Genomic DNA, 14,397 nt, shown 5'->3' with positions numbered 1-14,397 from the left:
GATCACCCCTCCGGGTACGCGGTGTAGACGACCCACTTCTCCGAGTGGCCCTGGACCTTACCAACGTATTTCAGAGTGACGACCACCTTGGTCCCGGCCGCCTCCCCCGCGAGAGAACCGCCACGTACCCAGACCTTGCCCAGCGAGGGGCCCATGTCCCGGACGTCCCAGGTGAACGACTTCGGCTCCAGCAGTTGTTTCTTCCCCATCCGCTGTGCCTGCCTCGTCACCCAGTTCTGGAGCTGAACGGCGTTCTTCTCCGTCCAGGCGGTGACGGCCTTGTTGACCGCTTCGGCAGCCGTCGCCTCGTCGGTCCACCGGGTGGCGACGCCCTTCGTCTCGGCATTCGCCTTGTCCAACATCTGCTGGTCCGACTTTTCGACGTGGTCCCTGAGGGTGTGTGCGCCCCCCAGCCCCTCGTCCCCGATGATGTCGGTGCAGTTGTGGACGAGGACGTCCCGGGACCGGGATCCGTCGGCACGGACGTAGAAGGTGTGCGTGCCCTGGACGGTGAGGTCGTACACATCGCGGGGCGCGAGGACGCCGTGCTCGCGCAGGGCGGTCACCGGGCTGAGCGAACCGTCGGAAGCGCGGAGCAGATCCCCGACGCGCAGGTCCGACACCGCAGTCCAGCCACGGCCCTCGACGTAGAAGCGGTGGCCTGTGGTGCTGGTGACCAGCGCGCCGCCGACGGTGACGTCCGTGAGTGCGGAGGTGTCGTGCCGGTGGGTGGAGATCACCGGTTCGGTGACGGTCCGGCCGGTGACCGGATCCGTGGTGCGAAGGAGGTCGCCGCTGCGGACCGCTCGGATGCTCTTCACGGAGCCGTCGGCCAGCACCACGCCCGTGCTCGCAGGAAAGCTGTCCTTGGTGCAGACCGAGATGACGTCTTCGAGTTCGTCGACGGCGTCCTCGATGTGCTTCAGCGTCGAGGGGTCGAGGCCGTCGATGACCTTCAGGGCGTCGAACGCGTCCCGGATGCCGGTGCCGGCCTGCATCGCCGCGTCGAGAGCCCGGAACCCCTCGGCGATCTTCTCCAGAGTCTTGCCGGGGATGAAGTTGGAGGCGGCCCAGGCGCAGCCGCCGGCACTGCCGTGCCAGCAGTCCACGAAGTCCTGGACCAGGATCTCCTTGCCGATGGTCTGGTAGGTGTTCAGCAGGCCCTTGAGGATGTCGAGCTGGGTGAAGGTCTTGGTGTCGTCCTTCGTCAGGCCCTTGAGCCGCTCGGTCTTGAGGAACAGGGTGTCCTCGTCCGGGCAGCCGGCCGCGGTCGCGGGTACGTCGGGGTTGACGCACAGGTAGAAGTCGACCGAGACGTCGAACGTGTAGGTGAAGGTCACCGTGCAACTGGTGCCGAAGCCCGGTGGGATCTCGCAGGGCTTGTCCTGCTTGACGTCCGTGACGTTGATGGTGTCCTTGTCGACGACGTAGAAGGTGCCGCCGATGCCCGTTCCCGCACCGGCGCCGACCTGCTGGTTGGCCTGCGCGTTGGCCGCCTCCGTGGCCGCCTGCTGGGCGGATTCGGCGTACTTCTGGGCGTCCTTGGCGGCTTCTTCCGCCGCGGTGGCCTGGGCGTCGGCGTCCTTGGCGGCGGCCCGGGCGTCCTCGGCCGCCTGTTCCGCCTGACTGGCGGCATCGCGGGCGGCCTGGGCGTCGAGGGCGGCGGCGTCCGCGGAGTCGCGGGCCTGCGCGGCATAGCCGTCGGCGCGGCCGGCGGCGTCGTCGGCGGCCTTGGCGTCGTCGGTGGCCTGCTTGTCGTAGGCGATGGTGCGGGCGAGGGACTGGGCGGCCTGCGAGGCGTATCCGGCCGCTTCGGCGGAGTAGTCCAGGGCCTGCTTCGCGGAGGCGCGGGCGTCGGCTGCGTATCCGGCGGCTTCGGCGGCGAGGGTGTACGCGGCCTTTGCGTCGCCGGTGGCCGCGTTGGCGGTGCTCGTCGCCTGGGCGGCGGCTTCCTGGGCGTTCTGGGCGTGGGCCTCCGCGACGGCCTGCTGCTGCTCGGCGATCGTCCTGCTGGACTGCCCGGTCAGGACGGCGAGGCCGGCGGCGGAGTCGGTGGTGACATAGGGGGCGCCGAGCTGGACGGCGTCGTTGGCGGGGGCGGCCACCTGGCGGGCGGCGTTGCCGGCGTCGACGGCGGCCTGGGAGGCGGCGTAGGCGTGGCCGGTGGCGACGTTGGCGCCGGCGATCGCGGTCTGGGCGGCCGTGTTGGCCGCGTCGGCCTGTGCCTTGGCGTCGGCTGCGTGCCCCTCCGCCTCGTCGGCGAGTTTCACCGCGGCGCTCGCGGCGGTGGCCGCCGTCCTGGAAGCGGCGATGGCGTCGGCGGCGGCGCTGGTCGCGGTGGCGACGGCGGCGTCCGCGTCCTCCTTGGCGGACTGGGCGGCGTCGGCGTCGGCGTGGGCCCGCTTGGCGGCGGCCTCCGCGCGGGTGGCGGCTGCGTCCGCGTCGGCCGCGGCCTGGGTGGCCGCGTCCGCCTCCGAGCGGGCCGAGTCGGCGGCGCTCTCCGCGTCGTCGGCGGCGGCGTCCGCGGCATCCGCGGCCTGCCGGGACGACTGGGCCTGGTCGTCGGACTCGTGTGCCTCGGCGAAGGTTTCCTTGGCGTACGACTTCGCGCGGGCGGCGTCCGCCTTCTGCTTGGCGTCCCAGGCCTTGTCGCGCAGGTCCTTCGCGTTGTCCGAGGCGGTCTCCGCGGCCTGCCGCTTCGCGGTGGCGGTGGCGTCGGCCGCTTCGGCCTTGTCCTTGGCGTCCTCCGCCTGGCTCGCGTAGCCCTGGGCTTTGGTCTTGTGCTCGGCGGCCTCCGCCTGCTTCTGGGCGGCGGTCTCCTTCTCCGCCTCGGCGGTGGCCTCCTCGGCCTCCGCGTCAAGGCGGCGGGCGTGCGCGGTGGCCGCGGCGGCCTTCGCGTCCGTCTCCGCCTGTACGGCCACGGCCAGCTTGGCCTTGGCGGTGTCGCGGGCGGCCTTGGCGTTGCCGGCCTGGACCGCGGCGGCGTCGGCGGCGGCCTTCGCCTGCTCCTTCGCCGCCTCGGCGGCAGCGTTGCGGAACGCCGCTGTCGAGGCCGCGCCCTGGGTCACGGCGCGGGCGGCGATGGTCGCGCTGTCGGCCGCGGACGCCTTGGTCGCCGAGAGCGCGGTCTGGGCGGCGGCCTGCATCGCGTTGATCGCGGCCGACGACGCCTTGGTCACCTGCGCCTTCTGCAGACCGACCAGCAGGCCCCGGCCCCGTGGCGCGCCCGCCTGGTCGGCGATCGCGTAGGCAGCGTTGAGCGAGGTGTCGGTGCTGGTGACGGCGGAGGTGGCGGTCTGCGCCTGCTTCTGGATCAGCGTGAGCTGGGTCTGCGCGGCGGACTGGGCAGCGGCGATGCCCTTGGTGGCCTGGAGGAACTGGGCCGAGGTCGGGTAGTCGAGGTCGTCGGTGCCGTTGTGCCCGACAGGGACGAGGTCCAGCTTCTGGAAGGCGCTGCCGGAGCAGGTCGCCAGGGTGGCGTCCTGGCTGTTGGTGTAGGACGGCAGGTTCAGGCACTTGCCGTTGGCGAGGTTCGTCAGCGGCGTGGTGGCGTGCGGGTTGTACTTCCACCGGTTGGCGCTGGTGCTGCTGACGTCGCAGGCCCCCTGCACCATCGCCGTGCCGTCCGCGCTCGCGGAGGCCTTCGGTACCAGGCACTTGCCGGAGTTGACGTTGACCAGCGTGTCGCCGGAGATCCGCCACTGCTGGTTCGCGTTGCCGTTGCAGGTGTAGATCTGCACGATGGCGGCGTTGGCGGTCGAATTCCCGCCGACCTCAAGGCACTTGTCGGAGGATCCGTGGACGTGGATGGCCATCGGACTGTCCCCGATCCAGCCGGCGCCCCCGGCGGACCAGTAGTCCTGCCAGCGGGCCAGGTGGTCGGCGATCCAGGACTGGCCGAGCATCTCACCGAGCGCCTGCGCGGTCGTGGTGAGCGCCTTGGTCGCGGAGGTGTTCGCGTCGAGGATCTGGTTGCGCTGGGTGGCCTGTGCGGCCAGTTCCTGCTGCCACTCCGCCGATGCGGTGGCGACCTCCTGCCCCAGGACCTTGTTCGGGTCGATCGGGTTGCGCCAGGCGCAGGCCGCGAACCGGGACTTCAGGTCCTCGACGGCGATCCGGAACTCAAGGCTGCCCGGTTCGGCTGCGGTACGGGGGAAACCGCCGGAGGACAGGAACATCCGGGCGTCGTCGGCACCGGTCCCGTTGTAGTCGCTGACCAGCTGCTCGAACGCCTGATGCTCGGCGTAGGCCTGCTGCCACTGCGGCGTGGGCAGCGACGGGTCGACGGTCCCGTACAGAGGCGTGCCCAGAGCCTTCACGGCCTGGACGGTGGCGTCGTCGGCCGGCGCGGTGGGGTCCTTGTAGAGGTCGCCCTCGGTCTTCCACCACTGCGCGCCGAGCCACTTCCCGTAGCCCACCTGGTCGAAGAAGTTGTCCGTGGTGGCTGGGACGCCCGGCGGCCAGTAGAACTCGGCGTCGGTGGCGAAGTTGGCGGGGAAGGACAGGCCCTTGAGTGGTGTCTGCCAGGCCGCGAGCCGGGTGGGCAGCACGTCGCTCGCGGCGTCGATGGTGTCCCGGTCCTGCTGGAACGCGGTCGACAGCGGTGTGTCGTTCCAGTACTCGCGGTTGGCGGCGGTGTGCAACTGGTCGGCGGTCTGGTTCAGGGCGTTCTGTGCCAGCGGCACCGTGGAGGTGCCGCCGAGCCGCAGCGCGTCGGCCATCAGGCACTGGTCCTGGCGCAGTTGCTCGGCGGCCGCGGCGTCGAAGCCGTCGTAGCCGTCCGCCACGTTCGTCATGGCGGCCGCCGTCGGTGCGGGGCTGCCACCCAGCAGTCCCCCGAGAACCGCGGTGGCGACGACCAGCGGAACGAGAGAGCCGTTGGCACGGCGTCGCCGTGCGAGCCGACCACCGGACGAGGCACCCGGCGGGCGCTCGGCCGCGGGAGGGCGGTGGAAGGGTCTGTACAGACGTCTGAACAGCAAAGGACTGTCCCTCTCCGTGACGGAGGCGGACAGAAGGCCCGTTCAGGCGCGGAGAGCCTTTCCCGTCACCCACCGGCCTCCAGGGTGCGCGAGACCGACACGTGTCACGGCATGACCAAATCCCCCGCCTGCGGCAACCGGCCCCCCGTCGCCCAATTGGCAGCCCGGGAGGGTCCGGCCGAAGCCGAACCCCGAACCAGGGCATTGATCATGGTCACGACACGATGTGTAGCCCAGGTGAACGCACGTGAAAAAATGGCAACCAAAGCAAGGCCAAGAGGCGACCCGCCACGGTAAAAGCTCTGTCTTCTCAGATGCCCGGCCAGGGCTCCTCGTCGCGGAAGAGCGGGCGGCCGTCGGGGAGTGTGGTGGGCACATCCGCCCCGTCGCCGACGTCCATGTGGGCGGCCTCCATGTAGGTCTCCGTATGAGGCTCGTACATGGGTTGGGGCCATGGCCCCGCGGTCGCGTACGCGTTGTAGTCGTACATGTTCCCGTACGGCTGCTGGTAGGTGTACCCGCCGGCCTGGGGCGCCCCCACTCCCGCCCCCACGGCCTCTGCCGCCGGTGCCGGTGCCGGGCCGCCCTGTTCCACGAACAGCGGCAGCCGCAGCTCGCCGGTGTCCATCACCGCGTTGTTCTGGGAGCGGTGGAGGCGGGAGTAGGCGCCGCCGCGGGCGAGGAGTTCGTCGTGGTGGCCGGTCTCGACGACGCGGCCGCGGTCGACGACGAGGATGCGGTCGGCGTCCGGGGCGAGGTTGAGGTCGTGGGTGATCATGATGGTGGTGCGGCCGGCCATCAGGCGGCGCAGCGGTTTGACCACCCGGCGGGCGGCCATCGCGTCCAGGCCGGTGGTCGGCTCGTCGAGGACGAGGACGGGGGCGTCGCGCAGGATCGCGCGGGCGATGGCCAGGCGCTGGAGCTGGCCGCCGGAGAGCCGGGCGGAGTTGGGGTCGACCCGGGTGTCGTAGCCGTCGGGGAGCCGGACGATGAAGTCGTGGGCGTCGGCGGCCCTGGCGGCGTCCTCGATGGCCTGGTCGCTGGCGCCGGGTCGGCCGCAGGCGATGTTGGCGCGGACGGTGTCGTGCAGGACGAGGGTCTCCTGGGGGAGCAGGGTGACGTACTCGCGCAGCCGGGCCAGCGGGAAGTCGCGGATCGGGACGCCGTCGAGGAGGATCTCGCCGCTGTCCGGGTCGTAGAAGCGGAGCAGCAGCTTGGAGACGGTGGACTTGCCCGCGCCGCTGGGTCCGGTGATGATCACGAGTTCGCCGGGACTGACGGCGAAGGAGAGGCCCTCCAGGGCGGTCCGGTCGGCGCCGGGGTACCGGAAGCCGACGTCGCGGACCTCGACGGCGCCGTCCGGGCGGCCGGCGTCGGTGCCGGTGCCGCGGCGGGGGTCGGTGACCGACGGCCGCACGTCCAGGATCTCGATCAGCCGTTCCGCGCCCGCCGTGGCGGCGGTGACGGTGAGCCCGAGCTGGGCGAGCCCGCGCACGGGCGGGTAGAGGTAGCCGAGGAAGGCCGAGAAGGCGAGGAGCTGACCGAGGGTCATACGGCCGGTGGAGATCTCCCAGGCGCCGATGCCGATGACGGCGAGGACGCAGATCGTCTCGATGACCTGGACGAGCTGTTCGTAGGCCTCGTTGAGGCGGGTGGAGCGCACGGAGGCGCGGAACCAGGCGCTCGCCTCCTCGTTCAGGCGGCGGCGCTCGGCGTCGCGCCGGTCGTAAGCCTGCGTCAGCACGATGTTGCCGAGGGACTCCTCGACGACGGAGGTGATCGCGCCGTCGGCGACCCGGCCTTCCCGTGAGACGTCCTTGATGGAGCCGGAGAAGCGGCGGGCGGCCAGCCAGAACAGGGGCGCGAGGACGAAGGTGGCGGCGGCCAGATCCCAGCGCAGCCAGAACGCGGCGGCCGCGTAGAAGATCGCGCTGAACAGGGCCGACGCGGCGCCGACGAGCCCGGACACGACCATGGTCTCGATGGCCTCGACGTCGCCGGTCAGGCGGGAGAGCAGGTCGCCCTGGCGGTGGCGCTGGAAGAAGTGCGGGGGCAGTTGCTGGACGTGGTCGAAGACGTGTTCGCGCAGCCTCATGACGAAGCGTTCGGTGACCCAGGCGGCCGTGGAGTTGCCGGCGTAGGCGACGATCGCGCCGACGACCGCGACGGCCAGCCATTGTGCCGCCGGGCTCCAGAAGGCGCTCAGCGAGCCCTTCTGCAGGGCGTGGTCGGTGAGGTCGCCGAAGAGCAGGATGGCCTCGGTCTCGGCGAGCGCGGCGATCACCGTGCACACCCAGACGATCACCAGCCGGCCGCGCAGCCCCCTGGTCAGCGGCCAGAAACGGCGGAAGGCCACGCGGGCCGGGATGGTGGGCGTGTACGCGTCGCCGTCCTCGCCGGCGTCCTCGTCCGCATACTCGTCGTCGTGTTCCGAGCCGACGACTTCTTGCTCGAATTCCGCTCCCGCACTCCCCTTCGCGCGCATTTCACACTACCTCCGTCCGCCGAGCCAGAATTACCGAACAACCGCGTCACCGATATTCGCGAGCGAAAAAGGACCGACGGCGAACCGTCGGTCCTTTTTACGGCCGGCTCAGTTGTCCTGGCCGCCGGGGATCGGCTTCGGAGCCGGCTTCGGAGCCTTCTTCCTGGGCTTCGGCGGCGGGGGCGGGGGCAGCTGCTTCTTGGGCTTGGGGGGCAGCGGGGCGAGCTTCTTGAGGCTCATTCCGACTCCTTGAGAGTTCGAAGTGCAAGTGGTGCGAGATGGTACGAGAATTCTCTTGGGGCAACGTCCGGGGATTTCGGATCGTCATCCTCGGCAATCCCCGCCGCCCGACACCGAGAAACTTACACGGCCCAGCTCCCAAGCACCGGCAAAGTCGGCTTCCGAACGGCAAACAGGTGCTGTGAATACCTGGGTAACAGCTGTATAACGAGCCCGAACCTGAGAGTTCTCTTATGAACCTGAGAGCCGGCTTATGAAGCCGGACCGGGCGAGCCCCTGACAGGTCTCAGCGGCGGGCCATGTACAGGTCGAACGCCCTGTGGAGCAGCTTGTTGAGCGGGAAGTCCCACTCCCCGGCGTACTCGACGGCCTCGCCGCCGGTGCCCACCTTGAAGCGGAGCAGTCCGAGCAGGTGGTTGGACTCCTCCAGGGTGTCGGTGATGCCCCGGAAGTCGTAGACGGCGGCGCCGAGTTCGTGGGCGTCGCACATCATCCGCCACTGCATGGCGTTGTTGGGCTGGACCTCCCGGCGGCGGCTGGTGGAGGCGCCGTAGGAGTACCAGACGTGGTCGCCGACGGTGAGCATGGTGGCCGCGGCGAGGACGTCGCCGTCGTGGTGGGCGAGGTAGAGGCGCATGCGGTCGGGGTGTTCGGCGGTGAGCGCGGTCCACATGCGCTGGAAGTAGGTGAGGGGGCGCGCGATGAAGCGGTCGCGCTCGGCGGTCTCCGTGTACAGGCCGTAGAAGGCGGGCAGGTCCTCGTAACCGCCCCGGACCACCTTGACCCCGGCCTTCTCCGCTTTCTTCACGTTGCGCCGCCACTGCTGGTTGAGCCCGCGCTGGATGTCCTCCAACGACCGCCCCGCGAACGGCACCTGGAACACGTACCGGGGCTGCCCGGCCGCGAAACCCTCTTCGCCGCCCGCCTCGGCCTGCCGCCACCCCGTCCGGCGCAGCCGCTCGGCGAGGCCGGCGCCGAGGGCGTCGTACGACGTCGGCTCGGTGTCCCCCAGCCGCCGGGCGGCCGGATCGGCGATGGCCTCCTTCACCGCCTCAGCGCTCCACCGCCGTACGGCGACCGGCGGCCCCATCTTCACCGTGAACGCCCCGCGTCCCTTCAGGTACGCCAGCAGCGGGTCGAGCCACCGCTCCAGCTCCGGGTCGTGCCAGTCGATGACGGGTCCCTCCGGCAGGTACGCCAGACACCGCTTCGTCCTGGGCACCGCCCGCAGCAGCACCAGCCCGGCGCCGACGATCCGGCCCGCCCCGTCGAACCATCCCAGGCTCTCGGCCGCCCAGTCGGGCTTGACGTCCCCCCAGGACGGCAGCTGCATATGGCTGACGGAGGGCCGGGACCCGGCGAAGGCGAGGTGCTCGGCACGGGAGATGGGCTGGAGGCGGAGGGGTGCGGTCATGGGCGTGCTCCTCGGCAGGTCGGCGTCGGCTTCAAGGACAACAGACGCGGGCCTGCCGGGAATCGTTTCGGCGCGCAGGTGGGCGAAGGCGCGTCGGCGGCGGCCGGGGACGGCGGGCACCCCGCGCGGGGAGAGGTCCGGCCGCGGGCGTCATCCCAGCTGTGCGAGCAGTTCCTCGGTCGTGAGGATGGCGTGGGCGAAGGTCGGGCCGTTGATGGCGTGGGCCGCATGCATGCCCTCGTGGACGAAGGCGCCGGTGGCGTCCTTGACCAGGGTGACGCTGTGTCCCCCGCGGCACGGCGGGCGCCGGGGCCGGCCCCCCGCGAGGCCCCGGCCCGCAGGAAGCACCCGCAGGAAGCAGGAACACCCCCCTGTGGACGTCGGAGACCACCGCCACCCGGCCGAACCCGGCCCCGGCGACCGTCACCCGCCCTCCTCGTCGAGCGCCTCGTCGAGCGCCTCGGCTAGCACCTCCGCCAGGTGCCTCCCCCGTACCCCGGCAAGCTGGTCCAGCTGCGTCCGGCACGAGAAGCCGTCGGCCAGGACCACCGTGCCGGGCTCCGCGTCCCGTACCGCCGGCAGGAGCTGTTCCTCCGCGCACGTCCTGGACACCTCGAAGTGCCCCTTCTCGAAGCCGAAGTTGCCGGCCAGCCCGCAGCAGCCGCCGACGAGGTCGCCGGTGAGGGCGGCGGCCTCGCGAAGACGGCGGTCGGGGGCGTCGCCGAGGACCGCGTGCTGGTGGCAGTGGGTCTGGCCGGTGACCGGGCGGTCCAGGCGGGGCGGGGTCCAGTCGGGCGCCAGGCGTTCCAGTGCCTCCGCGAAGGTGACCACCCGCGCGGCGAGCCGGGCGGCCCGGGGGTCGTCCGGGAGCAGCTCCGGCAGGTCGGCGCGGAGGGCCGCGGCACAGCTGGGCTCCAGGACGACGAACGGCGGCGGGTCCCCGGCCCCGTCGGCCGGCTCCGGTGCCGGGGCGGCCGACGCCAGCAGCGGCTCCAGGAGGTCCAGCGTCCGGCGTGAGACCGCGCGGGCCCGGTCCAGTTGCCCCGTCGACAGGTACGTCAGTCCGCAGCAGGGGCGCTTCCGGCGGCTCGCCCACGGGAACACGCCGACACCGCGCATGCGCCGCCGGTCCGGCAGCGGCAGGACCGTCACGCCCGCCGCCTCCAGGACCCGTACGGCGGCACGGCCGGCGGACGGCGCCAGGTGTTCGGTGAACGTGTCCGGCCACAGGTACGCCGTCCGCTCCCGCGGGCGCCCGCGCTCCCGGCGCCGCTCCCAGCGGCTGAACGGCTGCGCCGCCAGGCGGGGGATCCGCCGCTCCGGAGCGATCCCGCCCAGCCGCTTGGCGAGCGCCGCCAGCGGCCGGACCGAGGCGAGCGCGTTGACCAGCCGCGCCGTGCGGGTCCGGGCCGCCCAGCCCAGCCACTTCGGCAGCCACCCCATGCTGTAGTGGCCGGCCGGCCGGCGTCTGCCCGCGTAGTGGTGGTGCAGGAACTCCGCCTTGTACGTCGCCATGTCCACCCCGACCGGGCAGTCCGACCGGCAGCCCTTGCAGGACAGGCAGAGGTCGAGGGCGTCGCGGACCTCCGTCGAGCGCCAGCCGTCCGTCACCAGGTCGCCCGCCAGCATCTCGTGCAGCAACCGGGCCCGGCCGCGTGTGGAGTGCGCCTCCTCGCCCGTGGCCCGGAAGGACGGGCACATGACGGACGGGCCGGACGGCCCGGTCGTACGGCACTTCGCCACGCCCACGCACCGGCGGACCGCGGCCGAGAAGTCGCCGCCGTCGGACGGGTAGCCGAAGGCCACCGGCACCGGCTCGCGCGGCAGGACGGCGAAGCGGAGGTTCGTGTCCAGCGGGGCGGGGCGGACCAGCATGCCCGGGTTCAGGAGGTCGTCGGGGTCCCAGATGCCCTTCGCCCGCTCGAACAGGGTCACCAGTCCGGCGCCGTACATCCTCGGGAGCAGCTCCGCCCGCGCCTGGCCGTCCCCGTGCTCCCCGGACAGCGAGCCGCCGTGGGCCACCACCACGTCGGCCAGTTCCTCCGAGAACCGGCGGAAGCGGGCCACGCCCGCCTCGCTCAGCAGGTCGAAGTCGATGCGGACGTGGATGCAGCCGTCGCCGAAGTGGCCGTACGGCGTGCCGCGCAGCCGGTGGGCCGTCAGCAGGGCACGGAAGTCGCGCAGGTACGCGCCCAGCCGGGCCGGCGGCACCGCGCAGTCCTCCCAGCCCGGCCAGGCCTCCGTGCCGTCCGGCATCCGGGTGGCCGTGCCGGAGGCGTCCTCGCGGACGCGCCACAGCGCGCGCTGCCCCGCCGCTTCGGTGACGACCAGGGCGTCCAGGACGTCCGCGGCCCGGACGATGCTCTCCGCACGTGCGCGTGCCTCCGCCGCCGTGCCGCCGCCCGTCTCGACGAACAGCCAGGCCCCGCCGCGGGGCAGGCCGGCCGGGGACGGCACCAGGTCGGCCGCCATGCCCTCGACGGTGAGCGGGCCGTGCGGCAGCAGCCCGGCCGCCGCCTCCGCGGCCGCGCTCTCGTCGCCGTAACCGAGCACCGCCAGCGCCCGCGCGCGGGGCGCGTCCACGAGCCGGACGGTCGCCTCCGTGAGGATCCCCAGGGTGCCCTCGCTGCCGCAGAAGGAGCGGGCGACGTCCGCGCCATGCTCGGGGAGGAGGGCGTCCAGGGCATAGCCGGAGATCCGGCGGGGGAGGTCGGGGAAGCCCGTGCGCAGCCGCGCCAACTCCCCCTCGACCAGCTCCCGCAGGCCCTCCGGCGCCCCGGCCCAGTCCCGCCCGGGCCGCAGCCGCCGCCCCCGTGCGGTGAGCACGTCCAGGGCCCGGACGTTGTCCGCGGTGGTCCCCCAGGCCACGCTGTGCGAGCCGCAGGAGTTGTTGCCGATCATCCCGCCGAGCGTGCAGCGGCCGTGCGTGGAGGGGTCCGGGCCGAACCGCAGGCCGTACGGGGCGGCGGCCTCCTGGAGACGGTCGAGGACCAGACCCGGCTGGACGACGGCCGTACGGGTGGCCGGGTCGAGGCCGACCAGGCGGTTCATGTGACGGGTGAAGTCCAGGACCACGCCCGTGCCCGTCGCCTGGCCCGCGATCGACGTGCCGCCGCCGCGCGCGACCACCGGCACGCCGCGGGCCCGGCACACCTCCAGTACGGCCGCCACGTCGTCCGCGTCCCGGGGGGCCACGACCCCGGCCGGAACCCGCCGGTAGTTGGACGCGTCCATGGTGACCAGGGCCCGGGACGTGACGTCGAAGCCGACCTCGCCCCGGACCGCGCCCCTCAGCTCCGCCTCGAGTCCCGCCAGATCCGTCATGCGTCCAGGATGCATCCGATCACGCTCAGTCACCGATCCTTTTCCACAGCCACGCCAATATCGTCGTACAACCTCACAAGTCCAGGGCTTGGTGATCTCGTCTCATCGAACGGACACGGTTCCGTCCCGTTTCGCCCAACGGCTACCCTCCGACTCGTGGCTGACATCCAGATTCCTGCTGACATCAAGCCCGCGGACGGTCGGTTCGGCGCGGGTCCCTCCAAGGTGCGGGTGGAGGCGCTGGACGCGCTGGCCGCCACCGGTACATCCCTCCTCGGTACCTCCCACCGCCAGGCTCCGGTCAAGAACCTGGTCGGCCAGGTCCGCGAGGGCATCAGCTCCCTCTTCTCCCTCCCGGACGGTTACGAGGTCGTCCTCGGCAACGGCGGCTCCACCGCCTTCTGGGACGTCGCCACCCACGGCCTGATCGACGCCAAGTCGCAGCACCTGAACTTCGGCGAGTTCTCCTCCAAGTTCGCCAAGGCCGCCAAGCTCGCCCCCTGGCTGGCGGAGCCCACCGTCATCGCCTCCGACCCGGGCACCCACCCCGAGCCGCAGGCCGAGCCCGGCGTCGACGTCTACGCCTTCACGCACAACGAGACCTCGACCGGTGTCGCCATGCCCATCAGGCGGGTCGCGGGCGCCGACGAGGGCGCGCTGGTCCTCGTGGACGCCACCTCCGGCGCCGGCGGCCTCCCGGTCGACGTCGCCGAGACCGACGTCTACTACTTCGCCCCGCAGAAGTCCTTCGCCTCCGACGGCGGCCTGTGGATCGGCGTCTTCTCGCCGGCCGCGATCGAGCGCGCCGAGCGCGTCCACGCCTCCGGCCGCCACGTCCCGGAGTTCTTCAGCCTCCCCACGGCGATCGACAACTCCCGCAAGAACCAGACGTACAACACCCCGGCCCTGGCCACCCTCTTCCTGCTCAACCAGCAGCTGGAGTGGCTCAACGGGCAGGGCGGCCTCGCCTTCGCCACGGGCCGCACGAAGGACTCCTCGACCCGCCTGTACACCTGGGCGGAGGAGTCGAAGTACGCCACGCCGTTCGTCTCCGACCCGGCCAAGCGCTCCCAGGTCATCGGCACGATCGACTTCGCCGACGAGATCGACGCGGCCGCCGTCGCCAAGGCCCTGCGCGCCAACGGCATCGTCGACACCGAGCCCTACCGCAAGCTCGGCCGCAACCAGCTCCGCGTCGCGATGTTCCCGGCCGTCGACCCGGCGGACGTCGAGGCACTGACGAAGTGCGTCGACTACGTCATCGAGAAGCTCTGACCGCACCTCGGGCCGAAGCCCGAGGACGGCAACTCCCGTAACAAGCTGGTGGTTTACGCAGAAGGCATGATCAAGGCAAAGCCTGCCGCGTGCCGTTGAGTCCCCTTCGTCGCACACCGGACACTATGTGCCCCATGTGTCCCCGCCGGACCGTGCGACGAAGGAGATCCACGCGTACATGAACAGACCGATACCGGGCACCGTCGAGGTCGCGGTGCGCCACATCCTCAGCGACAAGGTCACCGGCTTCCTCGTCCGGACCCGCAGCATCACCTGGCGGGACAGCGTCTTCCGGGTACGTCGCCCGCAGTCCGGCAAGCAGACCGTGGAGCTCACCTGCCCCGTCTGTGACGCGTCCCTGCTGGCCGAGGTCCGCACCGAGGCCCACGCCCGGAGGGCCAGGGTCGTCTTCGGCGTCCTGGCCGCCCTCTGCGCGATCGCCTTCTTCTCGGCCCTGGTCTACGCCGTCCACGAGGGCGGCAGGACCCTGCCCGAAGGCCAGTCGCTGCCGGCCCTGTTCCCGATCAGCATCGTCTCGGTCTTCGTCACGTTCGCCGTCACTCCGGCGCTCGCCATCCGAAGCCGCGTCTACAACGGCGTCAGCCTGCTGGACGCCCCCAAACCACGGCGCAGGCACGCGATCAGACCCGTGAAGGGCTGAGCGCCGGGCGCACCGA

General features: G+C 72.0%; 8 protein-coding genes. 2 read left to right on the top strand and 6 right to left on the bottom strand.

Going from position 1 to position 14,397, the window contains the following annotated elements; all coding sequences use genetic code 11:
• Positions 1-2: 2 nt before the first annotated feature.
• The 6 genes from AB0472_RS13155 to AB0472_RS13130 all read right to left on the bottom strand — a co-directional run bounded on the left by AB0472_RS13155 (position 3) and on the right by AB0472_RS13130 (position 12,445).
• Positions 3-4,796: an RNase A-like domain-containing protein gene (locus tag AB0472_RS13155; protein ID WP_366356033.1), complete on the bottom strand. Its 4,794-nt coding sequence runs from the start codon at positions 4,794-4,796 to the stop codon at positions 3-5.
• A gap of 496 nt (positions 4,797-5,292) precedes the next feature.
• The gene (locus AB0472_RS13150; RefSeq protein ID WP_366356032.1) at positions 5,293-7,467 is read right to left on the bottom strand and encodes an ABC transporter ATP-binding protein; all 2,175 of its coding nucleotides are present in this window, start codon (positions 7,465-7,467) and stop codon (positions 5,293-5,295) included.
• A gap of 108 nt (positions 7,468-7,575) precedes the next feature.
• Positions 7,576-7,707, bottom strand: coding sequence for a hypothetical protein (locus AB0472_RS13145; protein WP_366356030.1), 132 nt, complete (start codon positions 7,705-7,707; stop codon positions 7,576-7,578).
• A 286-nt stretch (positions 7,708-7,993) separates the two neighbouring features.
• A complete protein-coding gene (locus AB0472_RS13140; RefSeq protein WP_366356029.1) occupies positions 7,994-9,121 on the bottom strand; it encodes a peptidoglycan bridge formation glycyltransferase FemA/FemB family protein in 1,128 nt (375 codons plus the stop codon).
• Positions 9,122-9,271: 150 nt separating this feature from the next.
• Positions 9,272-9,469 (bottom strand): hypothetical protein, encoded by a 198-nt coding sequence (locus tag AB0472_RS13135; RefSeq protein WP_366356027.1) that lies wholly within the window; start codon positions 9,467-9,469, stop codon positions 9,272-9,274.
• Between the two features lie 75 nt (positions 9,470-9,544).
• Positions 9,545-12,445 (bottom strand): FAD-binding and (Fe-S)-binding domain-containing protein, encoded by a 2,901-nt coding sequence (locus AB0472_RS13130; RefSeq protein ID WP_366356025.1) that lies wholly within the window; start codon positions 12,443-12,445, stop codon positions 9,545-9,547.
• A 156-nt stretch (positions 12,446-12,601) separates the two neighbouring features.
• Between AB0472_RS13130 and serC the strand changes: the two genes are divergently transcribed.
• On the top strand, positions 12,602-13,720 hold the full coding sequence (gene serC / locus AB0472_RS13125; RefSeq protein WP_366356023.1) for a phosphoserine transaminase: 1,119 nt from the start codon (positions 12,602-12,604) through the stop codon (positions 13,718-13,720).
• A gap of 178 nt (positions 13,721-13,898) precedes the next feature.
• Complete coding sequence (locus AB0472_RS13120; protein WP_366356021.1) at positions 13,899-14,381, top strand: hypothetical protein; 483 nt, start codon at positions 13,899-13,901, stop codon at positions 14,379-14,381.
• Positions 14,382-14,397 lie beyond the last annotated feature (16 nt).

Source organism: Streptomyces sp. NPDC086777 (assembly GCF_040702065.1).
Classification (GTDB): domain Bacteria; phylum Actinomycetota; class Actinomycetes; order Streptomycetales; family Streptomycetaceae; genus Streptomyces.
This window is presented reverse-complemented; position numbering and strand designations above follow the sequence as displayed.